The organism is Gottfriedia acidiceleris, from assembly GCF_050457485.1.
Taxonomy (GTDB): domain Bacteria; phylum Bacillota; class Bacilli; order Bacillales; family Bacillaceae_G; genus Gottfriedia; species Gottfriedia acidiceleris_D.
Genome location: NZ_JBCMJM010000001.1, coordinates 334,936 through 360,714, shown reverse-complemented (window position 1 = coordinate 360,714; position 25,779 = coordinate 334,936). Strand labels below are relative to the sequence as shown.

General features: G+C 31.4%; 32 protein-coding genes and 1 pseudogene. 10 read left to right on the top strand and 23 right to left on the bottom strand.

What is annotated here, in order from left to right; translation table 11 throughout:
• Nucleotides 1–110 precede the first annotated feature (110 nt).
• From ABEY15_RS01640 to ABEY15_RS01625, 4 genes and pseudogenes are all read right to left on the bottom strand, one after another.
• Nucleotides 111–383, bottom strand: a complete 273-nt coding sequence (locus tag ABEY15_RS01640; RefSeq protein ID WP_429888009.1) for a hypothetical protein — start codon at nucleotides 381–383, stop codon at nucleotides 111–113.
• A 117-nt stretch (nucleotides 384–500) separates the two neighbouring features.
• The gene (locus ABEY15_RS01635) at nucleotides 501–1,562 is read right to left on the bottom strand and encodes a P1 family peptidase (protein WP_429888007.1); all 1,062 of its coding nucleotides are present in this window, start codon (nucleotides 1,560–1,562) and stop codon (nucleotides 501–503) included.
• A 607-nt stretch (nucleotides 1,563–2,169) separates the two neighbouring features.
• Nucleotides 2,170–2,326 (bottom strand): annotated as a pseudogene (locus ABEY15_RS01630) (VOC family protein); the annotation flags it as partial.
• A gap of 97 nt (nucleotides 2,327–2,423) precedes the next feature.
• A complete protein-coding gene (locus ABEY15_RS01625) occupies nucleotides 2,424–2,849 on the bottom strand; it encodes a hypothetical protein (protein WP_429888006.1) in 426 nt (141 codons plus the stop codon).
• A gap of 215 nt (nucleotides 2,850–3,064) precedes the next feature.
• Here ABEY15_RS01625 and ABEY15_RS01620 point away from each other — a divergent pair, with 215 nt between their 5' ends.
• Both ABEY15_RS01620 and ABEY15_RS01615 read left to right on the top strand, forming a co-directional pair.
• The gene (locus ABEY15_RS01620) at nucleotides 3,065–3,310 is read left to right on the top strand and encodes a hypothetical protein (protein WP_429888005.1); all 246 of its coding nucleotides are present in this window, start codon (nucleotides 3,065–3,067) and stop codon (nucleotides 3,308–3,310) included.
• 140 nt (nucleotides 3,311–3,450) lie between these two features.
• Nucleotides 3,451–3,690: a DUF6429 family protein gene (locus ABEY15_RS01615; protein WP_429888004.1), complete on the top strand. Its 240-nt coding sequence runs from the start codon at nucleotides 3,451–3,453 to the stop codon at nucleotides 3,688–3,690.
• 55 nt (nucleotides 3,691–3,745) lie between these two features.
• Here ABEY15_RS01615 and ABEY15_RS01610 read toward each other — a convergent pair whose 3' ends face one another.
• The 3 genes from ABEY15_RS01610 to ABEY15_RS01600 all read right to left on the bottom strand — a co-directional run bounded on the left by ABEY15_RS01610 (nucleotide 3,746) and on the right by ABEY15_RS01600 (nucleotide 6,500).
• Nucleotides 3,746–4,225, bottom strand: a complete 480-nt coding sequence (locus tag ABEY15_RS01610) for a hypothetical protein (RefSeq protein WP_429888003.1) — start codon at nucleotides 4,223–4,225, stop codon at nucleotides 3,746–3,748.
• A gap of 664 nt (nucleotides 4,226–4,889) precedes the next feature.
• Nucleotides 4,890–5,672 (bottom strand): class I SAM-dependent methyltransferase, encoded by a 783-nt coding sequence (locus ABEY15_RS01605; protein WP_429888001.1) that lies wholly within the window; start codon nucleotides 5,670–5,672, stop codon nucleotides 4,890–4,892.
• Between the two features lie 102 nt (nucleotides 5,673–5,774).
• The gene (locus tag ABEY15_RS01600; protein ID WP_429888000.1) at nucleotides 5,775–6,500 is read right to left on the bottom strand and encodes a MurR/RpiR family transcriptional regulator; all 726 of its coding nucleotides are present in this window, start codon (nucleotides 6,498–6,500) and stop codon (nucleotides 5,775–5,777) included.
• Nucleotides 6,501–6,744: 244 nt separating this feature from the next.
• Here ABEY15_RS01600 and ABEY15_RS01595 point away from each other — a divergent pair, with 244 nt between their 5' ends.
• The gene (locus tag ABEY15_RS01595) at nucleotides 6,745–8,181 is read left to right on the top strand and encodes a glycoside hydrolase family 1 protein (protein ID WP_429887999.1); all 1,437 of its coding nucleotides are present in this window, start codon (nucleotides 6,745–6,747) and stop codon (nucleotides 8,179–8,181) included.
• An 81-nt stretch (nucleotides 8,182–8,262) separates the two neighbouring features.
• Here ABEY15_RS01595 and ABEY15_RS01590 read toward each other — a convergent pair whose 3' ends face one another.
• Entirely contained in the window at nucleotides 8,263–8,673 is a 411-nt protein-coding gene (locus tag ABEY15_RS01590; protein ID WP_429887998.1) for a hypothetical protein, read from the bottom strand.
• A 118-nt stretch (nucleotides 8,674–8,791) separates the two neighbouring features.
• Nucleotides 8,792–9,664 carry a protease HtpX gene (gene htpX / locus ABEY15_RS01585; protein WP_429887997.1) on the bottom strand — a complete coding sequence of 291 codons (873 nt, stop codon included), beginning with the start codon at nucleotides 9,662–9,664 and terminating at the stop codon, nucleotides 8,792–8,794.
• Between the two features lie 561 nt (nucleotides 9,665–10,225).
• On the opposite strand from htpX, the gene ABEY15_RS01580 reads away from it, so the two are divergent.
• The 3 genes from ABEY15_RS01580 to ycaC all read left to right on the top strand — a co-directional run bounded on the left by ABEY15_RS01580 (nucleotide 10,226) and on the right by ycaC (nucleotide 12,966).
• Nucleotides 10,226–10,984, top strand: coding sequence for a L,D-transpeptidase family protein (locus ABEY15_RS01580; RefSeq protein ID WP_429887996.1), 759 nt, complete (start codon nucleotides 10,226–10,228; stop codon nucleotides 10,982–10,984).
• Between the two features lie 654 nt (nucleotides 10,985–11,638).
• Nucleotides 11,639–12,196 (top strand): NADPH-dependent FMN reductase, encoded by a 558-nt coding sequence (locus ABEY15_RS01575; RefSeq protein ID WP_429887995.1) that lies wholly within the window; start codon nucleotides 11,639–11,641, stop codon nucleotides 12,194–12,196.
• Nucleotides 12,197–12,321: 125 nt separating this feature from the next.
• Nucleotides 12,322–12,966: an isochorismate family cysteine hydrolase YcaC gene (gene ycaC, locus ABEY15_RS01570; protein WP_429887994.1), complete on the top strand. Its 645-nt coding sequence runs from the start codon at nucleotides 12,322–12,324 to the stop codon at nucleotides 12,964–12,966.
• A 212-nt stretch (nucleotides 12,967–13,178) separates the two neighbouring features.
• Here the strand turns inward: ycaC and ABEY15_RS01565 are convergent, their stop codons facing one another.
• The 6 genes from ABEY15_RS01565 to ABEY15_RS01540 all read right to left on the bottom strand — a co-directional run bounded on the left by ABEY15_RS01565 (nucleotide 13,179) and on the right by ABEY15_RS01540 (nucleotide 16,847).
• Nucleotides 13,179–13,886, bottom strand: coding sequence for a DNA alkylation repair protein (locus ABEY15_RS01565; protein ID WP_429887993.1), 708 nt, complete (start codon nucleotides 13,884–13,886; stop codon nucleotides 13,179–13,181).
• 137 nt (nucleotides 13,887–14,023) lie between these two features.
• The gene (locus ABEY15_RS01560; protein ID WP_429887992.1) at nucleotides 14,024–14,611 is read right to left on the bottom strand and encodes a hypothetical protein; all 588 of its coding nucleotides are present in this window, start codon (nucleotides 14,609–14,611) and stop codon (nucleotides 14,024–14,026) included.
• A 159-nt stretch (nucleotides 14,612–14,770) separates the two neighbouring features.
• Nucleotides 14,771–15,199, bottom strand: coding sequence for a hypothetical protein (locus ABEY15_RS01555; protein ID WP_429887991.1), 429 nt, complete (start codon nucleotides 15,197–15,199; stop codon nucleotides 14,771–14,773).
• Nucleotides 15,200–15,459: 260 nt separating this feature from the next.
• Entirely contained in the window at nucleotides 15,460–16,167 is a 708-nt protein-coding gene (locus ABEY15_RS01550; protein WP_429887989.1) for a hypothetical protein, read from the bottom strand.
• A gap of 141 nt (nucleotides 16,168–16,308) precedes the next feature.
• A complete protein-coding gene (locus ABEY15_RS01545; protein ID WP_429888245.1) occupies nucleotides 16,309–16,611 on the bottom strand; it encodes an endonuclease/exonuclease/phosphatase family protein in 303 nt (100 codons plus the stop codon).
• Nucleotides 16,608–16,847, bottom strand: a complete 240-nt coding sequence (locus tag ABEY15_RS01540) for a hypothetical protein (RefSeq protein ID WP_429887988.1) — start codon at nucleotides 16,845–16,847, stop codon at nucleotides 16,608–16,610. The genes ABEY15_RS01545 and ABEY15_RS01540 overlap by 4 nt, the downstream gene beginning before the upstream one ends.
• A gap of 326 nt (nucleotides 16,848–17,173) precedes the next feature.
• On the opposite strand from ABEY15_RS01540, the gene ABEY15_RS01535 reads away from it, so the two are divergent.
• The gene (locus ABEY15_RS01535; protein ID WP_069034392.1) at nucleotides 17,174–17,356 is read left to right on the top strand and encodes a hypothetical protein; all 183 of its coding nucleotides are present in this window, start codon (nucleotides 17,174–17,176) and stop codon (nucleotides 17,354–17,356) included.
• 144 nt (nucleotides 17,357–17,500) lie between these two features.
• Here the strand turns inward: ABEY15_RS01535 and ABEY15_RS01530 are convergent, their stop codons facing one another.
• From ABEY15_RS01530 to ABEY15_RS01520, 3 genes are read right to left on the bottom strand one after another with little or no spacing between them, the layout of a single operon-like run.
• Nucleotides 17,501–18,319, bottom strand: a complete 819-nt coding sequence (locus ABEY15_RS01530; protein WP_429887987.1) for a DUF817 domain-containing protein — start codon at nucleotides 18,317–18,319, stop codon at nucleotides 17,501–17,503.
• A gap of 40 nt (nucleotides 18,320–18,359) precedes the next feature.
• Nucleotides 18,360–18,578, bottom strand: coding sequence for a helix-turn-helix domain-containing protein (locus ABEY15_RS01525; RefSeq protein WP_429887985.1), 219 nt, complete (start codon nucleotides 18,576–18,578; stop codon nucleotides 18,360–18,362).
• Nucleotides 18,579–18,588: 10 nt separating this feature from the next.
• On the bottom strand, nucleotides 18,589–19,071 hold the full coding sequence (locus tag ABEY15_RS01520; RefSeq protein ID WP_429887983.1) for a DUF2975 domain-containing protein: 483 nt from the start codon (nucleotides 19,069–19,071) through the stop codon (nucleotides 18,589–18,591).
• Nucleotides 19,072–19,419: 348 nt separating this feature from the next.
• Between ABEY15_RS01520 and ABEY15_RS01515 the strand changes: the two genes are divergently transcribed.
• The 3 genes from ABEY15_RS01515 to ABEY15_RS01505 are packed head-to-tail and all read left to right on the top strand — an operon-like array spanning nucleotide 19,420 to nucleotide 20,766.
• A complete protein-coding gene (locus ABEY15_RS01515; protein WP_429887981.1) occupies nucleotides 19,420–19,761 on the top strand; it encodes a PadR family transcriptional regulator in 342 nt (113 codons plus the stop codon).
• The gene (locus ABEY15_RS01510; protein ID WP_429887979.1) at nucleotides 19,754–20,236 is read left to right on the top strand and encodes a hypothetical protein; all 483 of its coding nucleotides are present in this window, start codon (nucleotides 19,754–19,756) and stop codon (nucleotides 20,234–20,236) included. Before ABEY15_RS01515 ends, ABEY15_RS01510 begins: the two co-directional genes overlap by 8 nt.
• The gene (locus ABEY15_RS01505; protein WP_429887978.1) at nucleotides 20,233–20,766 is read left to right on the top strand and encodes a permease; all 534 of its coding nucleotides are present in this window, start codon (nucleotides 20,233–20,235) and stop codon (nucleotides 20,764–20,766) included. Before ABEY15_RS01510 ends, ABEY15_RS01505 begins: the two co-directional genes overlap by 4 nt.
• A gap of 256 nt (nucleotides 20,767–21,022) precedes the next feature.
• Here the strand turns inward: ABEY15_RS01505 and ABEY15_RS01500 are convergent, their stop codons facing one another.
• From ABEY15_RS01500 to ABEY15_RS01480, 5 genes are all read right to left on the bottom strand, one after another.
• Entirely contained in the window at nucleotides 21,023–21,682 is a 660-nt protein-coding gene (locus ABEY15_RS01500; RefSeq protein WP_429887977.1) for a serine/threonine protein kinase, read from the bottom strand.
• 87 nt (nucleotides 21,683–21,769) lie between these two features.
• A complete protein-coding gene (locus tag ABEY15_RS01495; protein WP_429887976.1) occupies nucleotides 21,770–22,240 on the bottom strand; it encodes a DUF4825 domain-containing protein in 471 nt (156 codons plus the stop codon).
• 168 nt (nucleotides 22,241–22,408) lie between these two features.
• The gene (locus ABEY15_RS01490; RefSeq protein WP_429887974.1) at nucleotides 22,409–23,704 is read right to left on the bottom strand and encodes an MFS transporter; all 1,296 of its coding nucleotides are present in this window, start codon (nucleotides 23,702–23,704) and stop codon (nucleotides 22,409–22,411) included.
• A gap of 220 nt (nucleotides 23,705–23,924) precedes the next feature.
• Nucleotides 23,925–24,263 (bottom strand): zinc ribbon domain-containing protein YjdM, encoded by a 339-nt coding sequence (locus ABEY15_RS01485; RefSeq protein ID WP_429888243.1) that lies wholly within the window; start codon nucleotides 24,261–24,263, stop codon nucleotides 23,925–23,927.
• A 243-nt stretch (nucleotides 24,264–24,506) separates the two neighbouring features.
• On the bottom strand, nucleotides 24,507–25,778 hold the full coding sequence (locus tag ABEY15_RS01480) for an aminotransferase class I/II-fold pyridoxal phosphate-dependent enzyme (protein WP_098862653.1): 1,272 nt from the start codon (nucleotides 25,776–25,778) through the stop codon (nucleotides 24,507–24,509).
• Nucleotide 25,779 lies beyond the last annotated feature (1 nt).

Below are 25,779 nucleotides of genomic sequence, written 5' to 3'. Positions count from 1 at the left end.
ATATTTAATACTTGAAGAAAAACAATATTAATAGAGTAAAAAATACAAAAATAGCATTGATCTAATTATCAATGCTATTAGGCCTAACATTTATTATGAATATTCGAATGTCAATTACGTGATTTATTATTTAATTCTTTAATTTCTAATTGACTACCATTCATTGGTAATTTTTTCACACTATATTTTCTTTGATCTGAATTTGGCAAAGGTAGCTTCAATATATTTATATTTTTATCGGCAATTGCTTTATTTTGAGTTTTAATCTGAATGTGTGCCTTTAGTGTTACATTAGTCTTTTTTAAACCAATCTGATCAAAAGCTAAAAAGCTAACACCTAAACAAATTACAAATGTAGAAACAAAAAATACAATTTTTTTCATAGTAACCTCCTAACTTAATGCTTGTCCATCTTTAAGATTAAGAGTATTTTATGAAATTTATTTCGTTATTAGAACTAGAAGTCTTTTCTTTCTAGTTAGATTTTTGAATTCCATAATCTATACTAAGTTAACATTGTACTTTTCGATTAAATCTTTAAAAGCTGGTCTTTCATTTCCATCTCTTCCAACAATATGTGTTGCTGTTACTAAAGAGTTTAAAACCGCTTCTTCTGTTGCTTCTCCTACTGCCCTAAATGCGAGATCAATATCTTCTTCATGTATAGTCGGAACCGTGATGCAATGCGCTGTTTTTTCATGAGGTATTTTTGTTGCAGTTGAAAAGCCGATGACGACTTCACCACTTCCTGTTGTAATAATTGAGCCTGTTCTTGATAAACCCGTAACTGTTCTTTTAATTATGCGAGTTAGCTGCCTTTCAGATACGGGCAGGTCCGTTGCAACAATCATAATGATTGAACCCTTATCTTGTTCATCTCGTTCCTTTAAGATATAATCTCGCAATTCTGCTCCAACGGGTTTTCCGCTTACTTTTAAATCGCTTAAAATCCCAAAATTAGATAAGACTAAAACACCCAATGTATATGTACCATGTTCCATCTTCATAACTCGAGAAGCTGTTCCAATCCCACCTTTTAATGAATAACAAAGCATTCCAGTTCCTGCTCCAACAGTTCCTTCTTTCACATCTGAAGAAGCGTTACTTAATGCATGAAAAACATGTTCTTTCGTTATAAATCTAGCTCGTACATCATTTAAAAGCATATCATTACACTCGCAAATTACTGGGTTAACAGTACCTGTCGTACGACCTATTTCTGGGTTATGTTCTAACATATATTCAATTAATGCGTCTGCAGCTGTCCCAATACTTAGGGTATTTGTTAAAATAATTGGCGTTTCAATCGTTCCTAACTCATTAATCTGAATCGTTCCCATTGACTTACCAAACCCATTAATAACATGAGATGACGCGATTAACTTTTCCTTAAATAGATTACCTTGATGAGGAAATATTGCTGTAACACCAGTTTGGATGTCTAGATCGCTGATCGTGACATGACCTACTGTTACCCCTTCGACATCCGTAATAGAATTTAGTTTGCCAGTTTCTAGGTACCCAATATTAACACCATAATCTCTAATTCTTTTTTGACTCATTAAAATTTCCCTCCAACTTCATATTCAACAAATGTAGTAGCAGTAAATTAAGTGATTTTAATTTCGAAAGTACAAAAAAGCCCTTATTCAGAGCTTTTTTGTTAAAAGATTTATCAGTTACTTTCTGTTATTTTCATGTTCTCTTGATTTTCTTTGACCTTTAAAGGAATATAAGTTAAAGAAATTATCGCCCCACTTATCATTAGTAGAATCATCAATGATGTGACTATTAGTACGATTTTTTTTGAAAATACTTTCATCAAAATTTGATTTCTCCTTTTATGATTAATCTTACGAATTATTTTAACAGATAACTTAGAAAATTAGATACTTTCTTGATAAAAATAAAAACCTCAATTAGTCCCCAAGATCAACCTCAATCTAAAAAATTTTATGAATAACCAATAAGGAAATTATTACCATATAAGAAAAATGAACTATTCCTATTTCCTAACATACCCTGTATTAACCTTGTTTTCTTGGTGGCATTGGCAAACAGGTACACATCACTTTTATCTTCATGGTAAAAGTGATTTTTCCACTAAAATTAATAAAAAAAACACAAGGTAAAATTTTACACTATGCTTTTTTTTATTACATAAATCTTTTACTTTTTTTCCATTACTACAAAATAATTTTGTTCATCATCAGCAAAGTTAAACACTCTTCCATTTGGCATTTCAACAATTTCACCAACATTCTTGTTCGTTAAAATTCATCAATTTTATCTGAAAAACCATTAAAGAAGTTGTACCTAGATTAAGAAATAGATTTTTAGTAAATTTTTCCGATCAAATGCACTAAAAAAAGAGTTACTCTTGTAACTCTTTTTAGTAAAACAAAATTGATTTATTATAAAAATTACTGATTAAATTTATCAAGCGTATAATCATAATTGATTTCAATAAGTCCATCATTTAACGCAGCAAGAAATCTATTTACAGACTCAACTAATACCTCTGTATTAATATATTCTGTGGGTTCAAACATTTGCCACACCGAATAAATCCCCCACTTGTCATCTCCTTTATATAGGAAATTCATAAGATCTTCATTTCGATTAATCGATTCATAATTCATGTTATCTCTTGATCCATTTTCTACCTTTTGAACCCATTCACTTAATTGACTCGCAAACTCAGTAAGATTTAAATTCGGATCATGAAAAAATAAAGTTTCATTTAAATAGATATTTAATGAGCCATCTATATATTTACCAGTATTGGCAACATAAGCCGGTTCAGTAGGTATATAATCATTTAATATAAACAAGAATTTTATATTCATAAAATTCTCCTTTCGTATTTAGTTCAATCTTTATTTATGTATTTTAGTACTTAGTTTCTATTGTTTCCTATTTTTGGTATTTCCCTCATTTTTATTTTTCTTTTTTTAGCTTTTTATCTCAGATGGCAAATTTTTATAACTATTTGAAATCAAAAACTACAAAGGTATCATTCTATAAATAGTAAGCACCAATAAAAATGAAAGTGGGATAACATATGAATCAATTTATTGTTGGTCTTTTTCAATCGATTCTTATATTAATTTTAGCTTTCGTGTTTGTCTATAAATATTCAGAAATTCGTACAAGAACTACTCATTTTGTTTGTCCTCAATGTAGCAGTCGCTTTAAATTATCTAAATTAAATTTTGCTTTAGCATTTAAAACAGGTAAAGTAAATGAACGGCTAGTTACATGTCCAGTTTGTGGTCATAGAAATCGAATGCCAATTATAAATGATTAAAATATGAAATTATTTTCGCTGCCAATATGGGGTACTAATTTATAGTTTATTAATTAAAATAAGAGGAAACCTTATACTTAAAAAGGTCTCCTCTTATTTCATTTAATTTTTAAATATAAAATAGAAAGGAACGATTAGAAATGCAAGAACTGATCGATGAATTAACTTTATTATTATTATATTTAACAGCATTTGAAGAAAACACAGTATTAGGTGAAACTTCACTCAGAAGTTGGAAAGGATATCCTTTCGATACATTAAATAAATTATCGAATAATAATCTCATATTTTTTAGTAATCGTGCTAAATCAGTTTACTTAACAGAGGATGGAATAGAATTAGCGAACAAATTATTGCAGAAATATACTATTCAAAAATGATGATTAAGCTCTATTTAAGTCACCTATTTTAAAACTACAGAAATCTAGATCTAGGCTATTCACAATGATTATCGCATTGTATCAAGTAATCATTCTTTAAAATATCCGTTGCTTTCTTTATATTTGATACGGTTAAAAAAAGACTATCTTTTTCTCCAATAAAGAAGGATTTCACACCAACCTTACACCATAAACTACCGTAAATTTTACTAAATACTCCTGGAATACTAGGGGGAATATTTAATAGAGCGAAAATAGTTTCTTCTTTAAATTTCACATTAAATGATTCAAGTACTTCTCTAACTACTTTTAAATCATGTTTATTTTGCGATTCAGTTGTACCAGGTACAAGTCTAACGAAATTATTATTTTTACCACTTTTTGTCATTAAAACCCCCACAATATTTACTGAATTGTTTGCAATATCTTTTAAAACACAACTTAAAGTTTCATCATTTACTATAAAAGTAAATTGGGTTCTATATTCAAGATCGAATTGTAACTGATCGACTTTACGGCCATTAAAGCGATTCATATTCTCCACATCCTTTTTTTCCGTTTTTATTAAAGTATGTGAAAAAAAATAAAATGTTTTTGGTTGAAGATTAGGCTTTCTCTTCATCCAGCTACCAATTAGTTCAAAAAAAAACCTTTATAATAGACAGCATTAACACTTTAAACTGTCTATTATAAAGGGAAATTAATCTATTAATTTAACTGTACTTAAGGTGTAAATGTGATGATATTCATATCTCTATTAATTGCCGATGCTGAGGTAACATTTGTAATCGCAGTAAATATTACTCTAAGACTATACGTTGAAGTTGCATTCGAGGTGCTATATTAACTTGAGTGCTTGCAAATTGATATCGATGAGTACCAGCTGAAGGCTGATTACTATTAAATGTTCTTGTATCTATTAAAGTCGCATCTCTATAAAGTCGTAATTCGAAAGTAACCGCCCAGTTTGCAGTAACAACTAATTCAATCGCTGTTGCGTAGTCAATTTTTAGCTGCTGATTTGCCAGTACGCCTTGAGTGATACTTACAATTGTTACCTCAGTATTAAGTGGTGGGAATACAGCAATCGATCCTACATTTTCTGCAAATGTTAGAGTTGGTCTTTGACCTGTTGGACCTGTTACTCCCGTTGCTCCAAACTCAAAAAAAAGAGGATATTTTTATCCTCTTAAATAAATTTAAACCTGAGCTCTAACGATGTAACACGAAAAAGTAATCCGTAGTCCTTCATTAGTTGCATTTTGTTCAAATATTCGTTTTACTTCTAATAAATTATTTTCTATTAGATCTTTTAATAGTGATGGTTTTTGGCCAAAGCATCTTAGTTTTAAAACATCAAGTGGCGTATGTAAAAATTCAAAACTATTAATAACTTGTATTTCTACACTTTCAAACTTACTTAATTCAACTCTTTGTTTTATCGTTTTTAAAATTGGTTTCTCACTATTAATTGATTCAAAAAGATTAGGAAATAATTTAGGCAATTCAGTTCCTAAATCATCACCAGGATGAAGTCCAAGGATTTTGCCTCCTTTTTTTACTACTCTTTTAAGTTCTTGATAAGCTGATGTAGGTCCTTTTCGGTTATATGCACAATCAAACTGTTCCGATTCAAAAGTTAATCCATTTTTTGTGCTGCCAACTATAAAAGACACATTTGGTTTTTTCAATTCATTTCCACTTTTAATAAAATCATTTGTAAGATCAAAACCTACAATTTCTTTTGCTTTTTCACTACATTTAATAGTAAATTCTCCATGTCCACACCCTACATCTAAAACAGTTTTCTTATTAATCATTTCAAATACTTCATTAATAAAAATTAACTCCCCATTCGGCTCTGTAATTGTTGAATTCCAATGATATGTGTATTCCCCATATAACTTGCCTATTTGTTCGTACCATATTTTTGAATGTGGTGTTACCCAATCTTTATGTAATGTGGGATCGATTAATTTCATAAATATTAATACTCCTTTATTCTTTTTCAGAATAAATAACATTCCTCACAAGAGGAGAAATCCCTTCTTATAATGAGCAAAAATATTCATAGACCATTTGACTTATTGATTAATTCGAAAAATTTCGCGCGCTATTGATTCAATTATATAGACTACTGGAACTTGCGTAGTAATATTTGCCTCTTCAAAATACTCTTCTGTTACATAATAGGGAATATTTAGATCAGAAATTTTTGCAATTGTTGATAATTTGTTGTTCGTAATACTAATAATTTTACAACCTTCTTGTTTAAGTAAATTCAGATGATTAACTGTGAAAATAGTTTCTCCAGAGACTGACAAAGCGATTGCTATACTATTTTTTGTTAATTTGGAATGAATTGGAAAATGTGGGTCTTTTATATAAAGTGAAAATTTTCCTAAACTTGAAAAATACCTCGAACCATATTCAGCAAGAATACCTGAGCTACCTATTCCTATAAAAATTACATTTTCAGCTTTGTTTATTTCAATTGCAGCCTCTTTCACTTTATCTTCTAAATCCCCTTTTAAAGATCTCTCAAAAAATTCCACTAGCATATGTTGAGCGCTTTTTACAAAGGTTCGTTTCTCCTTTTCCAAATACATTTTTAACTTTACTTTAAATTCAGAAAAACCGTCGCAATTTAGTTTTCTACAAAAACGTAAAATTGTTGAAGTTGAAACATGGGTTTCATCTGCAATTTCACGTATGCGCATATAAGCGACTTTTTCCATATTTTGTGAAATGTAATTATATAAAGATAACTCTAACTCATTAAAAGACGCGATTTGATCATTTGAAAACATTTTATATAGTTCTCCTTTAATAACTAGGTACTAAATATATTTAATCTATTTTATTATCTTAACATACAAAATAAAAAACACAGCGTTACATTTATGAAACAATTATTTACTTTTGTGAATAGAAACTAGATTCCATTCACTTATTTACTAACATCTCCGTTAACGTTATGATTCGTTTATATTCTCATTATTTAAAAATATCGATTTATGTAAACAACTATAAAGAAATTAGGAGGTAAAAAAAATGAATCAGTTTAAGTTTCCTAAAGATTTTTTATGGGGTGGCGCTACTGCTGCTAATCAAATGGAAGGCGGATTTTATGAAGGAAATAAAGGTTTAAATATAGCCGATGTTCTTCCAGGCGGAAAGCAAAGGCTGAACATTTTACAGTCACCTGGATTTAATTTTGAGATTGATCGTTCAAAGTATAATTATCCTAACCACGAAGGTATCGACTTCTATCACCGATATAAAGAAGATATTGCTTTATTTGCGGAAATGGGTTTTAAAGTTTTCCGAATGTCAATTGCTTGGACAAGAATCTTTCCAAATGGAAATGAATTAGAAGCAAATGAAGATGGATTGGCTTTCTATGACCGTGTTTTTGACGAACTACACAAATATGGCATTGAACCAGTTGTTACAATTTCACACTATGAAATGCCAGTAAATCTTGTAAAACAATATGGCGGTTGGAGAAATCGAGAAGTAGTAACCTTCTTTGAAAGATATGTGAACGCAATCTTCAATCGTTATAAAAACAAAGTAAAATATTGGATGACTTTTAATGAAATTAATAGTGGATTAATTATGCCCATTATGGGTCTTGGTTTTTCGATAAAAGAAGAAAAAGATAAATATCAACCAACATTTCAGGCGTTTCATCATCAATTTGTTGCAAGTAGTATTGCTGTCAAAGCATGTCACGAAATCATTCCAGATTCTCAAATTGGATGTATGATTTTATATGCTCCGGTTTATTCATTTGATTCGAATCCTAAAAACGTAATGTATGCCCTTGAAGAAGAGCGCTTTTTTAATTACTTCTGTGCAGACGTTCAGGTTCGTGGCGAATATCCGTCATTTATTAATCGCTTCTTTAAAGAAAACAATATTAATATTGAAATGCAAGATGGGGATTTAGAATTAATTAAAGAAGGCACTGTTGACTATATTGGGTTCAGTTATTATATGTCTAGAACAGAGAAAAAGGAAAAATCTGATCTAGAAAGCTCACAAGGAAATCTGATTGGCGGAGTTAAAAATCCTTTCCTAAAAGCAAGTGACTGGGGCTGGGAAATTGATCCTGAAGGTTTACGAATTAGTTTAAATCAATTGTATGACCGTTACCAATTGCCGTTATTTGTTGTAGAAAATGGTCTAGGTGCATATGACAAAGTGGAAGATGACGGATCAATTAATGATTATTATCGAATTGATTATTTACGTGAGCATATTAATGCTATGGGAGAAGCAATGCAAGATGGCGTAAAATTGATGGGTTATACTAGCTGGGGTTGTATTGATCTTGTTAGTGCATCATCAGGTGAGTTCTCAAAACGTTATGGTTTCATTTATGTCGATAAACATGACGACGGTAGTGGAACATTAGAACGAAAGAAGAAAAAGTCATTTTTCTGGTACAAAGACGTAATTGCTTCAAATGGAGAAAAACTTTAAATAAAACAGAAAGGAACTTCAGCTAACCTGAAGTTCCTTTCTTCATATTATAAATCAGATACATTTTTTGACTTATAACCCTTATTCATTTTCTATTCTCACCATTAATTTACCATCTTTATAATTTGTTAAGTAAACCGTGTCACCGACTTTCAAGGCAGGGTGAGAATTTTTATCTATTATTTCTTTGTCAGTAAATCCGTATTTCTCAGAATCATCACAAACACTTTGATACTGATTTTTATTATTTGTTTTTGGAATTTCGATTACTTCACAAACACTAGTTTTTAAATTTGAATCTACGTTCATTAATTCTTCTTTATTAACTAGAGTAATTATTCTTTCTGATTTAGGAATTTTGATAATAATGGGATGTGCTTTAGCGTGATTAAAATTAATTATAGAAATAGATATGATAATTCCGAGAGTTATAACAAAGGTACCTAAAATTAATGCTGCTGTCTTCAATTTTTCAATTTTATCTTTCTCCAAATTAAAGTACACCTCATCTTTTTAGTATCTATATTCCCTAAAACTAAATGAAATCCTTCTTTCAATTTCATGCAAAAAAAGGCTTTTTACATCGTTAAATGTAAAAAGCCTTTAACTTTTATAATGATTTTAAACGCTCGATTCGTTTTTCTATTGGTGGATGCGTTGAGAATAATCTTGCGAATTTCTCTTTTCCGCTTATTTTAAAAGCTGCAATCGATTTTTGACGATCGTCAACTAATCTAATATTTCGACTTAATGATTCTAAAGCATGAATCATGTTATCTTTTCCACCAAGTTCTGCAGCATACCTGTCTGCCTTAAACTCTCTTTTTCTTGAATGCCAGAAAATAATTGGACTACTTAAAATACTAAATACGATCTCAAATACTACTGAACAAAGAAAATAAACTACATAAGATAACTCTTCTCTTACAAAATTAGAAACAATTTTTGCAACTAATCGGGAGAAGAAAATGACAAAAGTGTTAATTATACCTTGTAATAAAGTTGTAGTAACCATATCTCCATTTTTTATATGGGCAATTTCGTGTGCTAAAACACCACTAATCGCTGGACGATCCATGGTCTCGATCATTCCACTAGAAACAGCTACTAAAGATCGTCTTTTACTAGGTCCTGTAGCAAAAGCATTAACTTCAACTGAATCATATACGCCCACCTGTGGCATCTTCTTTAAACCAGCAAGTTTTGCTAGACGATAAGTCTCTTCTAGTACAAAATTTAAACGATCAATTTGTGGAGAACGAGGATCAATTAATTTTATACCCATAACCCATTTGGCCATTATACGTGAGAATAACAATGAAATAATCGCTCCACTAAAACCTGCAATTACACTAAATGCAAGCAGTGCCCAGTATCCCCCATTACCAATATAACGTGGTACACCTAATAATGTTGTAATCGTTGTAATTGTAATTAACACTAAAATATTAACAAAAATAAAGAAAGAAATACGTTTAAACAAAATCGTTCCTCCCTAAATAAATACTTGAAAGACTATTATATTTATCTTTAATTCTTAAATATAGAGTCTAATTTCTTATACAATTCAAGAACACAATAATTTCTTAAACTTATATTCATTCTACTATATAACTCGAAATTTGTTATATTAGATTTCTCAAATATTAAGAATTATGAAAGTTTGCTAGATTTTCTCCAAATCAAAGTAAAGAATAGGATTAAGATCCCTACTGAAAATCCAATAATTTGATCTAATAAAAATTCATCCATTTTAATTAAATGAATGAGAAATGTCCCACCAAAAATAATAATGATTAGTAATGATAGTTGTCATATAATTATTAATTTTCATCTTTTCACCCCCACTACTTAAATAATATACCATTTTTTCACAAGTTTAATAATATAACTACACAAGCCAAAAGCACTATAGAACACCATTACATTTGTCATGTTTTTTAATAATTTTAAGCATATTTGAAAAATATGACACTTGGACAAATTCTACCGTCATAGGATTAATTGATTAAGATTTTGAAAATATAGTTCGGGAGGGAAGGTATTGTTAAGAAAATGGCTTGCTGTTTTAATTTTAACCTGTCTTATGTTTGTGGGTATTGGTATTAAACCTAGCCAGGCTGCTACATCTCAATTCATTATAATTAATAAATCAACAAATCAACTAGCTTATTATGAAAATGGTAAACTCTACAAAGTTTTTAAAGTTGCTACCGGTAAAAGTCCATCACTGACACCTGAAGGTAAGTTTAAAATTGTAAATAAGATTGTGAATAGACCTTACTATACAGGACATATTCCTGGTGGGGATCCTAGAAATCCACTCGGAAACCGTTGGCTTGGATTAAATGCTCGTGGTACATGGGGAACTACATATGCCATCCACGGTAACAATAACCCAAGTTCGATTGGAAAATACGTCAGTCATGGCTGTGTGAGAATGTATGATAATGAAGTAGAATGGCTTTTTGATAGAGTAAAATTGAGCACTCCTGTTGTAATCACAACTTCAAGTAAATCATTTGACTCAATTGCAAATGCAAATGGATACAAAGTAACAAGTAGTAGTGGTGGTTCAAATGCTGTTATCCCAAATGGAACTGTATTAAAAAAGGGAAATCGTGGAACTACAGTTAAGAAGCTTCAACAAAAGCTTACATCACTCGGCTATAGTACAAAAGGGATCGATGGTATCTTTGGAAACAATACAGACCAAGCAGTGCGCAAATTTCAAAAAGACCGGCATTTAAAAGTAGACGGAATTGTAGGACCTGCTACGATTAAAGCACTTGGCGGTTTATAAGTTCCACTATTAATAGAGGATCTTCCTCTATTTTTTTTATTTCTAGTAATCTTTTTGTTCTACAACCTAAGCTTTATTTATTTTTAAACAATATACAATATGATCCATTAGCTCCAATTAATTTCGTTGGTTCATCTTTCATGTAGAAGAAGCTAAACTTTTCGATATAATTGCTCTATTCTCTTTAATATTAAAAGCCCTGTATAATATTAATTCTCTTTATGTAAAAATTTATTAACGATTATTCGAGTGTAAAATTTCCATAGAGTTTTTTACTAAATTAGTAGTTTTTTAATAAACTATTTACTTTCCAAAATTAATTTTCTTGTTTTGCTATCATATATTTTGTAACTTACTTCAAAATTATGATCTTTTGTAATTGTCACCTTACAATAATATGGAACTGATTTCCCATAAGCATCCAGTTAATGGGTGTTTTTTCCTTTGTCCGAAGTTATTTATTGTCTTTAAAAAATAGCTACTCGCATACGAATCCCTGTTTCTAACCTCCGGACAATAAGAAATTGGATCGCTGCCACTACCCTTAAGCCAATATAACCAATTAAATAAAAAAGATAATAAGGTATAAAGCCACTTTTTAGTTTTTGGAATATTATGGTAATATTTAAATGATTTTAACAAAGGAGGGAATATATGTCTAATACAATTGGTCTTATTTGTGGTAGTTTACGAAAAAACTCTTATAATCGAATCATTGCTCAATCGTTAACAGAGATGGATGATTCCCATCAATTTCGTTGGATTGAACTTAATGAACTACCTTTATTCAATGAAGACCTAGAAATAAGTGTTCCAGAAGCAGTGACATCATTTAAATCTGCTATTCAGGAAGTTGACGGTATCATTATTGTAAGCCCAGAGTACAATTCTGGAATTCCAGGCGTATTAAAGAATGCATTAGACTGGGCATCAAGACCTCGTGAATCAGCTGTTCTTAGTAGAAAACCGGTTGGTTTAATTGGTGCAACTCCTGGGGGATTAGGTACTGTTTATGCTCAAATCCAAATCAGAGAAATACTAGAAGCTATGCAAGCTCATGTTCTACCATTTCAAAAAATGCTGATTTCCCAAGTTCATGAAAAAATTGATTCCGATCAGAAAGTGCTTACTGACGAACAAACAAAACGTTATCTTCAGCGTTATTTACACCAATTCATAAATTGGATAGATAAAACTCCTGTTTTAGATTAATAGAAGGAAACCAAGTATTTATAACAATCAGTCTATCTTTTCTGATTGTTATAAACGAAAAAATTTATGAAAATATACCAGTTTTAAACTTTCTTCAATTACTTACTTTTTAGGAGGAATACATAATGTCTGATCTCTATTCTCGTATTAATAAAGATGAAGCTGTTGTTCTTTTAGTGGATCATCAAACTGGTCTGATGGCTGGACTAGTGCGTGATTATGGTGTTGATGAATTCAAGAACAATGTTTTAGCTCTTGCTCATACTGCTAAGTTTTTTGATTTACCAGTTATTTTAACAACAAGCTTTGAAAACGGACCTAATGGACCACTTATGCAAGAATTAGTTGATCTTTTTCCTAACGCGCCAAAAATAGCTCGACCTGGACAAATTAACGCATGGGATAATGATGATTTTGTAAAAGCAATTGAAGAAACTAGAAAAAAACAACTGATTATCGCAGGCGTAGTTACGGACGTTTGTGTTGCTTTCCCTGCCCTTTCCGCTATAAATGCCGGGTATGAAGTATTTGCTGTTACTGATGCTTCAGGAACTTTTAGTAAACAAGTTGCAGATGCCGCTAATACGCGTATGGCCCATAGTGGTGTGCAACTTTTGAACTGGTTTAGCGTAGCTTGCGAATTACAACGCGATTGGCGTAACGATGTCGAAGGTTTTGGCAATTTGCTTGCTAGTAATCTCCCAGGTTATCAAAATATAATTGGGAGCTATATGGCAGCCCAGCGAAATCTCAGTAAACAAAATGCATAAATTTAGCGCTGATTTAATCGGCGCTACCTTTTTTAAATAAGAAGTCTAGCAAGGCTATTATTTTTACGATTACAGCTGAAACCAACATAAAAAATAAAAAAGCCCAACTTTTTTCTTTAAAGTAAAAGTTAGGCTTTTTTATTTAAACAAGGTTTTACAATTTTAAAAAGAGGTATCGATCTGCTTTAATGCGTTTAATAAAAAATACATCTTTAACACCTTACATGTTTACGCTTAAATCCTAATAAACCTTTATCTAAATCTTTTTGAATTTTTTCAGAGCAAAGTAAAATGGTGCTTTTTTTCTTTTCCTTTTTCATTTCGACTGGTCCAATTGCTTTTGCAGTTTCAACCGCTTTTTCATGTTGAGGTAAATATGAAATTGCTACTGTATAAACAAAATTATTCATTGCAGATTTTGTTCGTTCAGGAGATTCATGGATTGTATCTTTCACCTGGTCAAGCAGGTCTGAAATCTTGATTTCGTCAAATTCAGTATCCGAACGATTCCCTAAAAGCCAACAGTAACAGCTCCAACCAGCTGACATTTTAAGTTCATCTCCGCTTGCAATCCATTTATCGGCTACCTCTTGCGCAATATCAGCTTCAGCTAAAGTAACTGCAACTACATAGTCTGAAAGCATATAGAAATAAGCTCCATCAATCCAACTTTCAAAGTCTTCTTCAGTCATTTTCAAAGGCTCTGCAATGATCCCCGCAAAATACATCGCATCATAATTACCTGTTGCATATAATTGATTCGCTAGTTGCTGATCCATTTTAATTTTCTTAGCAATCGGCTTCATTGCCCCTGTTGCCACTCCAAATAGTGGCTCATGTGCACCGTTACTTATGTATGTCTTTTTTGTCCGTTCTTTACCTAGTGCTTCTAGTTCCTGCATAACCGTTTCCAATTCCACCGTTTTACACTTCCTTTCCTCTCATACTCACTACATTGTTTCCTTTTATCCAAAATTTTTATCAAGCAATAATAAATTAGCACAACTTGATGTATCATATTGTTTAAAAATAAGTTAAATATTAAGTTTTTGTTGTTTTATAATGATACAAATTTATATCCTTTAAGTAAGTTATTTAACTTCCTTACTTGTTCCATAGAATAAATACCTACTAAACAATCTTGTCCTCCTAAATCTAGAATATAAACTCTCTTATCCATATTTTTTATTTCTAATAAATCATTAAACTTAACAATAATTTTCTCATCGATCCAGTCATCATTTACTTCTAACTTCCAACAATAATCTTTTTCATCTAAAGTAAAAGAAATTGATGCCTCTTGATTTTCAATATCTACATTATCTTTAATATTTTTAAGATCTAAGTAATTTTTTGATAAGTCTCTAATTCTTTCTGCAATCCGAACGTAATCTCCTGTGTCCTCAATACATTCCGTATCCAAATACCATATTTCATTTGAACAGTAATTTTCGTTTAGCTCCAATTCACTTCCTAATGCAATAAGTAATAATAGGTAAGGTTCTCTTTCAAATTCCTCTTCACTATACTCAGCAAGAATTAATTCTTCATTTAAATTTGGATTTAATTCTATACCAATCTTTAGCAGTTCACATAATTGTTCACTGAAGCTTACCTTCTTTTTAGATTTAAAGAAACGAAACATTGAATCACCAACTTAAAGTTTAATTAATAAGTTTGCTTTTTAAACTACTATAATATTATATCATTTCTTCAACTATTAAATATCCAACCAAATTTTCCTTATAACATTAAAAAAAATAAGTTGCCATGACAACTCATTTACTAAAATATTATTTAATTATTACAACTCTATATAATTTATTATATTTTTTATGGATTTGGCATTCTCAATACCAACACTTCGAAATCCGTTAAATCCATTAATTTTTATGATTGCACCACTTTTTGTGAACCAAAGTAATGAACTATATTCAACTGTTTCATCTATTGGACTTCTGAATAATAGCTGAACATCATATTTAGCTAAATCAACAATTGGTTTTTCTATTTTTTTACTAAATAAAAATATTTTTTCTAATTGATTTAATTTTGCTTGTTTTTCTACTTTTACTGGTTTAAATTTGATTACATTTTTCCCAAATTTTGTGTAGTTATAACCAATCAATATTTCATTTTTTGTTTTGGTATACTTCATTTTTCCAAAATAAAATCCACCTAAGCATAAAGCTAGGATTGCTACGCATATCAAAAATATATATGACTTTCTCAATTATAGCCCCTCCGTAAAAAAGATCCGCTTCCAAATATGATATAACCATATTTTACCATTTTTAAAAGTAGTTTAATATAAAAAATGCTCTAATTTCATCTATCTTTCACATATTTTACTAGTTGTTTTTCGATGACTAGATTTCGGTGGACTGCACATAATTGATTTGAGTTTTGTTCTATGTGGTGGATTATTATGTAAAGAAAAAACTCGCTAAAAATAATTAGCGAGTTAATTTAGGTGCATATGTATTTAAAACATTACTTTGGTATAAATTTTCCAATCTCATTTGACAAAATGGAAGTATCCCACGGATACCAGTAGTAGTTAGCACCGTCAAATTCAATAGTATACTTATAAGCGATTGGTTCATCTGTAAACAATACAATTTCATAGTGAGTAGAATCTGTATGATCATTATTTGGTTGAAAATTTGAATCTTCCTTACTATTCTTTAAGATATCCAGAAAGTTAACTATTTTTTCTTTGTCTTTTATCTCAGATACCTTTTTCGCGCTAGGTGAAAAAGATTGGTAGATTTCAATCAGAGCTACTTTTTCGATTGGTACATCTTTAAAATACCACTTATAATCAGTAGTTCCTTTTGCAAAATAAATTCTATATCCATTTATTGCAGTTTTGTCTTTTAAGGCAATTAATTCAGGATTACCCTTGATTGAATAAATGTCCGTTCCTTTCTCATGGAATGCTGCATCTCCATCTTTTATTTTATAACTGGGATTTGTAACATGATCTGCTACCCTGAACTTTACTTCCCCTAATTTTTCATCAATAAATTCTTCATTAGCCAAAATTCCTGATTGTATGCCATTGTACTCAACTCCATTCCATCTAACAAAGTCTACCCAATCTATAATTGATTGACTTTCTGAAGGGGTGAAACGACAAGCGACAAGTAGTAAAGGTAAAATGATAAACGATAGCTTGAACAGACTGACTCTTTTCATTAAAACCTCCTTAAAAATTGTCTATTTTACATAGTATTCAATTTCTTTAATGAAATGCCCTTCATAGTTTCAGTTTATAGGTTGAATATATAAAATGACTGCCTTATGTAAATTTGCGGTCATTTCTTATTCAGTAGTTAACTAATTATCATCATGATTGCACTTCAAACTTAATCTTGAAAATAACCCTGCATGATCCGAAGGCCAAAGTCCAGTTTTTGTTCTGTCACTCTGTGAATTTCCGATTAGATGAGCCGTTATTGGATTCCAGCCGTTTTTATAATAGATATAATCTACTCTTTCGTTCAACAATGATACTGAATTTAATACGTTTGATGCTTGATGGCCAGTAAACCGTTGTCCTATTCCAAAGAAATTCCATATATCATTTAAGCCCGCATTAACAAATAGATTGTAAGTCGTACTATTAGGAACAGCATTTATATCTCCAGAAATAATAACTCCTCTTGTAAACCAATAAAATCAGGTTTTTCATTTGCGATTCCTCGAGCAATTGCCTTTACGCGAGTAGTAATGTCAGTTGCTAGAAATTGCTGAAAGACTTCTGTTACGCGCTGGGGAATTTGAGACAGTGTTGCTCCTATTAACGGCGTGAGATCCGCTCCTAAATAAAGATTCCACGTTTGGTAAGATACATCATGTTTATGCCTTGAACTCAATTATTCTTCACTCCTATTATTATTAATCTCTATTAATAGATGAAAGAGACTAATAAGTGAAACGGCGTTTATATTAAAAAGGGATTAAATGATAGGAAAGAAATAGTGTCGACTACACATTTATGTAAAAAGAACTAGAAAACTAAATCTATTAAAAGATTAAATAGTATCCTAAACGCCACACTTCTCTTAGTTTGCTTAAGTGCATTTATATGAATACGATCTCAAATTTACCGTGACAAACGCACATTTTTTATAAAAGGTTGTATTTGAAAGCACTTACATTCTACTTGCACATAAAATATATTGAATGGAGGGATGAATGAATGGAAAGAATTTTTTTAATGTTAGCTAGTATTATTGCTGGTTTCGCTTTAATCAAAATGCCTTTAGCAGGCACATTCTTATCAAGTGTAGAGCCATTAACAGATTTAATTGGTATTTTAGCTATTTTAATTTTCTCCCTTTTCCTAATATACAAAGGGTTTATGAATCTTATCGGTAAGTAGGCAGTATATTAGGTTTAGGCATCTTATTAAAATATACTAGGATACAAATTATTAAATAAACCTGTATCAGATTACTAGTTAATCTGTGATACAGGTTATTTTTTATGATTCCACACATAAAAACTTCTACATATTTTTACTTTTTTAGTGTTCTTTCCTTTTAATTGAATGATTTCCTTTAACTCGCTTTAAGGTAGCTACGATCAGAAAGCTTACAATAACTAATAATAGCCATGAACTTACTTTACCTAGATGAACTAAACTCCATGCAACCGACTGATTAGGATATTGCCATGCACCAAAAAACGTTGCAATATTTTCGGCTATCCATATAAAAAATCCGATTAGTACGAAAGAAAGTGCGATTGGCATACGGTACCTCGCCCCATTAACTTCATAAGTGACCCAAGATTTCCAAAAAACAATTATGACAAGCCCTGATAGCCACCAACGAACGTCTATCCAAAAATGGTGAGTAAAGAAATTCAAATAAATTGCTGCAGCAAGTGAAGCAACTATCAAAAATGGTGGCCAATTAATTAGTTCAACATTCAACCTTCTCCACGCTTGACATAAATAACTGGCAACACTTGCGTACATGAAACCACTATATAGTGGCACTCCAAATAGTTTTGAGTATCCTTCCCCTGGATATGCCCAAGAGCCCATATGTACCTTAAAAAGTTCAAGCGCAAGTCCAATTATGTGAAAAAGTGTGATGACCTTTAATTCATCCAATGTTTCAAGCCCAGTACGCACCATTAACCACTGCATCAATATACAGATCAATAGTAACCAATCATATCTTGGAAGAAATGGAAGTGGTACAATTTTAGTAAAAGCTAAAGAGGCAAAAATCACAACAGGAAAAATACATGATAAAGCCTGCTCCAAACCAAATCGAACAAGTTGTTTGACCGCTCTTAAAAAATGTGATTCAGCTTTTTGAAGTATAATATTCACAATTAGCTCTCCTTCATAAATTGATATCAATCCAAACGATCTACTTGTTGTCTTCATCATTTTGGTACTCTAAAATATCTCCAGGTTGACAGTCTAAGGCATTACAAATCGCTTCTAAAGTTGCAAAACGAATCGCTTTTGCCTTACCATTTTTCAATATAGAAAGATTCGCCATTGTAATCCCAACCTTTTCCGAAAGCTCGGTTACACTCATTTTCCTTTTTGCCAACATCACGTCAATATTGATAATAATTGCCATGTTCTTCACCTCAGACCGTTAAATCATTTTCAGATTTTATATCAATCGCTTCTTTCAAAAGCCTTTCGAGAACGGCTGCAAAGACTGCAATTACCATTGAAGCAAAAATCAAGACCATGCCAATAACAATAATTCCTGGAGCGTCATCCATATCAGCAATTAAATAAAAAAGTGGCAACCCTAGTACATACAATACACTGATTGCGATTGCACTAAATTTTATTTTCTTTAAAGCGTTAACAGATAATTCCGAGAAAGCTTTGTTTTTATCAATGTAGCTTAAAAGTTTAAAAGCTTGATAAAGAGCAAAATAGAAAGGAATCGCTGCAGCATATAGATCTATACAAATGAAATATTTCATTAAGGCAATTTTTGGATACAGTTCAGCAGCGAATACTGCAATCTTCGGAACCACAAATATACACAGTGCAAGAACTGGGATCCCAATAAGAATCACTACTATTTTTAAAAAGAGAGTTGACCCTCGTTTCATAAAAGCACCTCACTAAATTATTTCCAATTTGAATTTACCATATTATTTATCGTTTTACAATAAATTATTGTTGTTTTTTATTATATTATTATTGTTATAAAAATATCCTTACATTTTATAAATAGTAAAAAAAGAATCGTCACTTATAGAAATTGTCTAATAATGCCTAAATCATTCAAACCCACACCACCTTGGAAAGAGAAAGTTTTTATAAAGTTAGAGTTGAATTAACTTAAAAGATTATTTATACTGTTAGTAACACATTACTGTTATTAACAGTATACTATTTTTATCGGTTTTAAATAAAACGTTGTGAGGAATTATACGAATTTAGGAGGTTTTATATTTATGAAACATACAGGCCGACATACTGGTGCATTTCTTTTATTGTTTTTAACTGACGGGGATAGTTATGGAGGGAAACTTTTGCAGAAATGTGAGGAAGAACTACCAATTAATCCAATTGACAGTTCCATATTATATCGAACTCTAAAGCAATTAGAGACTGAAGGTGCTGTTGAGTCTTATTTAGGTACATCCGAGCAAGATAAACCGATCAAGATGTACAAAATTACTGAAGTTGGAAAAGAAAAATTGGAAGAATTTCAAATAAACATTGAAGAAAAGCTTAAGAATTTAACATTTTTCTTACGCAGATACAATGTATGGAAGGTGAAGAATCATGATTAATGCTTCGGTCCTATACAGTTTAGCAATAATCCTGACTATTATTTCTTTTATAAAAGATCGAAAAAAAACGAAAGAAGCTCTATTAAAATCTTGGAAAATGTTTTGTAATATTTTGCCTGAAATTTTAACTATTATGTTATTTGTAGGACTATCCTTATCCTTCTTAACGCCTACAATGGTTTCATCAATTATTGGGGAAAACTCTGGAGTGAAAGGAATTATACTATCTACATTAATTGGTTCTGTGGGACTAATTCCTAGTTTCATCGTTTTTCCTCTTGGAGAAACATTAGTCCAAAATGGTGCTGGATTACCACAAGTAGCAGTGTTAATGTCAACATTAATGTCAGTAGGAATTATTACATTACCGATGGAACAAAAATTATTTGGAAGAAGTTTTGCATATGCACGTAATGCAAGTGGACTTTTAATGTCTCTTTTATTTGCATATATTATTTGGTTGGTGATGGTATGAGTCAATTAAAAAAATATCGTTTCTTTTTTATTTTATTAGTAGCGTTTATTGTTCTAACATTAATAAACCACTCACTTGGAATGAAAGCATTTCAATTAACTGGAAATAGTATTTTAAATATGTTATTTCTCCTCCCACCTGTTTTAATTTTTGTTGGCTTACTTGATAAATGGGTTGAAAAAGATACTCTTATTAAATATATGGGAGATAAATCTGGTATTTACGGTGTTCTGTTTGCTCTTTTACTAGGAGGTATTGCAGCTGGTCCTCTATACCTAGCTTTTCCAATCGCGGTACTTTTATTGAAAAAAGGAGCAAGTATTCGCTATGTTGTTTTCTTTTTAGGAGTTTGGACAACGGCTAAATTACCTGTCGTTATCTATGAATTTGATTCATTTGGAATTAAATTTACACTTATTCATTTAAGTTTTGGCTTAGTATTTTACTATTTTATGGGACTCATTTTTGAGAAGTTTTATAATCATAAACAATTGTTAAATTATGAAGATCACAAAGATATTTCTATATAGGTATATATAAAAGAATAAATTAAAACAGACTCTATTTTAATTAGGTCTAAGGGAAAAAAAGTACAAAATGATGAGCGAATTAATCCTTAACATAAAAAACTAAAAGAATAAATGCAAGCTCAAGAAGACTAGCCAGTACACTAGTCTTCTTGAAATGTAAACCGGTATCTCTTGTTTAGTATCCATTGCAGTGACGTGAACCGTTCAATTATATAACCTATTTCTCTTGTCGTAACATTTCCCAACGTGATCTATCTTAAATCTTCCTCTTCAATTTTTTATAGAATCTATATGTGTGTCTAGTAAAATCCAGAAATTTCAGCGGGATTTTAATAGGTACTTTATACAAAGTTTTTTTATATAGTTTATAGTAGGCTTTGACTAAATCTTCCCACTTTTCATCTTTTCCTTTTTTATAAAAGTCAGATATATCTACAACGTATCCCCTACCATCTTTCATCATCACATTTTTCCCGTGAACGTCGTATGGATTTAACCCACGACTTATCGCATACTTAAGCGCAATATTTACATCTTTAATCACACTCTCAGGTATTCGATCACCATTTGCAAGGGCGTTGTATAGGGTAATTCCATCTAATCTTTTTAACACTAAATATTTTTCACCGCTTTGGATTAATTTCGAATAAGCTGGATGCTCTCCCAATTGCTTATAAACTTGAACTTCTTTTTCCAAACCATCTAGATCTTTTCCATACACTTTAACAACTACATTTGGTTCAGAATGGTGAATAAAAACAGCAGCATAATTACCTGATCCAATGCATTTCCAACCTTCTGGTATATTCTTAACTACAATTGGGTCATTTGGCCGTTCACTCTTGAGGTTTATATTCGGAATTAATTCCTTTTCAATTAGAACTTTAAATTCAGATTGATTTGTTAAAATAGACATTCGTTTACCCCTTTATATCCATTTACTACTTTTTCTAAATCTACTAGACTATTAAAATTTATCAATCACTTTAATAATAGCTAGATTTTATTTCTTAAATAACTGACCTACCTTACTTTTATCTTTTAAATTAGTGTGGATTAATTCCTCTAGTTCCTTTTCGTTCGTATAAGAACTTAAATCTTTTCCATACCATTCATCAAGTTGTTGTCTTTTGACAGTATATTTTTGATCAGCAAAATCAAAAACAATCCATTCTACATTTTTGATTAATGCAAATAAGTAAGTTGCATTATTTATTACTATATTTTTAATATTAGCCGGTAAATTCTTATAATCAATCGTTATACCATAGGGCTTCTTTTTTGTTTGGAGTGACATTTGGGTAAATTCTTTATGATTCGGTAATTGTTTTATAATTCTTCCCACAGCACTGTTATTACCGACATAAGAATTTTTATAATGAAAAATATCCTTATTTGCGTTTTTGCTTAAAGAACAACTGGTTAAACTGATCAATAATATTAGAAGTATAAAATAAGCTGAAATTTTTTTCATATTTCCCCCTTTGCTCTTTTTAATTGTGTACGAAATCAGTTTGTGTGCACAATTAAATATACGATTTTACTAAAAAATTAATTAAACTTCTAAACAAGCGTGCAAATTGTGAAATAGGAGCTGATTAATCAGCTCCTATTTTATCTAAATTATAAGTTAAATTTCATTTTACATATGAAGCCCTTGTTCGCGTTCTTTCTTTCCTCCACGTGACCAAATCACGACTGGGATAAGGATTAGGGATAAGATTCCTCCAGCTAAGGATAATGTTGCATAACTTGAATTGGCAACAATCATTCCAGACAATGCGCCACCTGATGCCCCTGCTAGTGCGATAAATACATCCACAGTTCCTTGAGTCTTGGCGCGTGTAGTAGAATCTGTTGAATCAACTATTTGAGCAGTTCCACTGATAAGTCCAAAATTCCATCCTAATCCTAGTAAAGAGAGAGCAACTACTAGGAGAATCATTGAATCACTTGGTGCTGATGCGGCTATTACTCCAGCTAATAATAAAATGGCTCCAGATGCAATTGACATAGCTGTTCGACCTATTTTATCTACAAGTATTCCTGTAATGAGTGAAGGAAGGTACATTGAGCCAATATGGAACGCAATCACAATACCTACTTCGTTAAGTCCATGACCGTGATGTTTCATGTGAATAGGTGTCATTGTCATAATAGCAACCATAACTATTTGCGTTAGTACCATTGTCGTTGCTCCTACAGCAATACCCCTCTTTGCTTTCATACTTTCTATTTGTGAGGAATGAACTACATCTACTTTTTGTGTTTTATTTGACTCGATTATTTTTGCTAAAATCAACGGGTCAGGATTAAGCATTATGAAAAGAAAAAGGCCGGCCAAAATAAAAGCAGTTGCGGATAAAATGAATGGACCTGCAAGTGCTGGCACGCCAATGGAGACTGCAAATTTCCCCATTGGGCCTATTAGGTTAGGACCTGCAACAGCACCAAATGTTGTGGAAACCATTGCAATACTAATCGCTTTTGCACGTTGTTTATTATTTGCTAAATCAGTTCCTGCATATCTAGCTTGCAAATTAGTTGCTGTTCCTGCACCGTAAATCAAAAGTGATGCAAATAAAAGGATAATACTGTTTGTCATTGCCGCAATTACTACACCGATTGCTCCAAGTCCACCAGTAAAAAATCCTGCAGCAAGCCCGATTCGTCGACCAAATTTTTGAGAAAGCCTACCAACAATTAATGCCGCTCCAGCTGAGCCTAGTGTAAAAAGGGATGCCGGAAGACCAGTAAAAGCATCTGTTCCAAGCATTTGTTGAGCTAATAGTGCACCGACTGTAACTCCGGCAGCTAATCCTGCTCCACCAAAAATTTGCGAAATGCTAACCATCAATAGTGTCCGTTTATATAACATCTTTTGATTTTCCTCTGAATTCACATAATCCATTGCAAATTTATGTGCTCGATTATTCATTTAGACACCTTCTTTTATTCGTGCGATTTTTAAAAAAATAATTGCAATAATATCTATAAATGCAAACGGTTAATTTACATCTCTTTTATTTTAACAAATATTAATTTATATCAAACTATTATTTTTATTTTGTTTAGTAAAAATTTAACATATAAAACAAATGCATCGAGCCAATTGACTTGATGCATTTTTCTTTTAATAGAATTTATACATAACGATACTATGCTTTTTTAACAAACTCAGACTTCAACTTCATCGCACCAAAACCTTCAATTTTACAATCGATATCGTGATCACCTTCAACTAATCGAATACTTTTCACTTTTGTACCAATTTTCACGACAAGTGATGTGCCCTTTACTTTTAAATCTTTTATAACTGTAACTGAATCCCCATCATTTAAAATATTTCCGTTAGCATCTTTTACTACTTTCGTTTCGTCATTCGTATGTTCTGCTTCCATTGTCCATTCATAACCACATTCTGGACAAATTAAAAGATTTCCATCTTCATATGTATATGCTGAATTACACTTAGGACAATTAGGTAGATTTTCCATTCTTTTTCCTCCGCTCATTACTGAATCTATACTGTTTACCCAACTTCTATATAGTCGCATACTCCTAACCTTAATACAAGATTAGATAATCTTTATCGAATTTTAATGATAGTATTAAGGTTAATTTAAGAATTGACCTGTATGATATAAATATAGATACAATCTTCTTCATTATGAAAGTAAGTCCCCAATTATTTTCATATATAAAATAGCTCATGACTAGAGGTCATGAGCTATTTTGTTTTAAATTTCTAATAGATTTTTTTCAATTAAAGAATTAACTGCCGAACAAATTGCAATTTTCACATGTGCATAAGTTAAGCCACCTTGAACATATGCAATATATGGAGCTCTTATTGGACCGTCTGCTGTTAATTCAATACTTGCACCTTGGATAAATGTCCCCGCTGCCATAATTACATCGTCTTCGTATCCAGGCATATAGTTTGCTGTTGGGGTAAAATGAGCATTGATTGGTGAAGCCGCTTGAATTGCCTGACAAAATGCTATCATTTTTTCTTTATCATCAAATTGAACAGATTGTATTAAATCTGTTCTTACTGCATCCCATGAAGGATTTGTGTTCATTCCAAGCTTTTCTAAGAACGCTGCAGTAAATAAAGCTCCTTTTAATGCTTGACCAGTGATATGTGGCGCCATAAAAAATCCATGATACATATCTTGTAACGCATAAAGAGAAGCGCCAGCTTCACGTCCAATCCCTGGAGATGTTAAACGATAGCCACATTTTTCGACTAAATCTTTACGTCCTACAATATAACCACCTGTTTTTGCAAGTCCACCACCAGGATTTTTAATTAATGAACCTGCCATTAAATCTGCTCCTACATGGCATGGCTCTAGTTTTTCAACAAACTCACCATAGCAATTATCTACAAAAACGATGACATTTGGATCAATTTCTTTTACAAAATCAATCATCTCTTTAATTTGTTCAATAGTATATGAAGGTCTTGTTCCGTAACCTTTTGAACGCTGAATACCGATTACTTTCGTATTACTTGTCATTTTATTTGCTACTTTTTCATAATTGATCCGTTCGTCATTTACTAATTCGATTGATTCATATCCAATCCCAAAGTCTTTTAATGAGCCATTTCCACTTTCCCCACGTATCCCTACGATTTCTTCTAATGTATCGTATGGCTTCCCAGTAATATATAAAAGCTCATCCCCTGGTCTTAGTACGCCAAATAAAGCAGTTGAAATTGCATGGGTTCCAGAAATGATTTGCGGTCTCACTAAACCAGCTTCTCCTCCTAAAACATCTGCAAAAATTTCCTCTAATGTATCTCTTCCGATATCATCATAGCCATAACCAGTTGTTGGAATAAAATGACTATCACTCACTTTATGCTTTCGAAAGCTTTGTAAAACTTTGAATTGGTTATATTCAATCACTTCGTCAATTTCTTTATGGGCTTCTGAAATTAATTTTTCAACATCTGCCACTAATGGTGCAATTTTTTCCCCGTTTGATAAAAATTCTAGCATT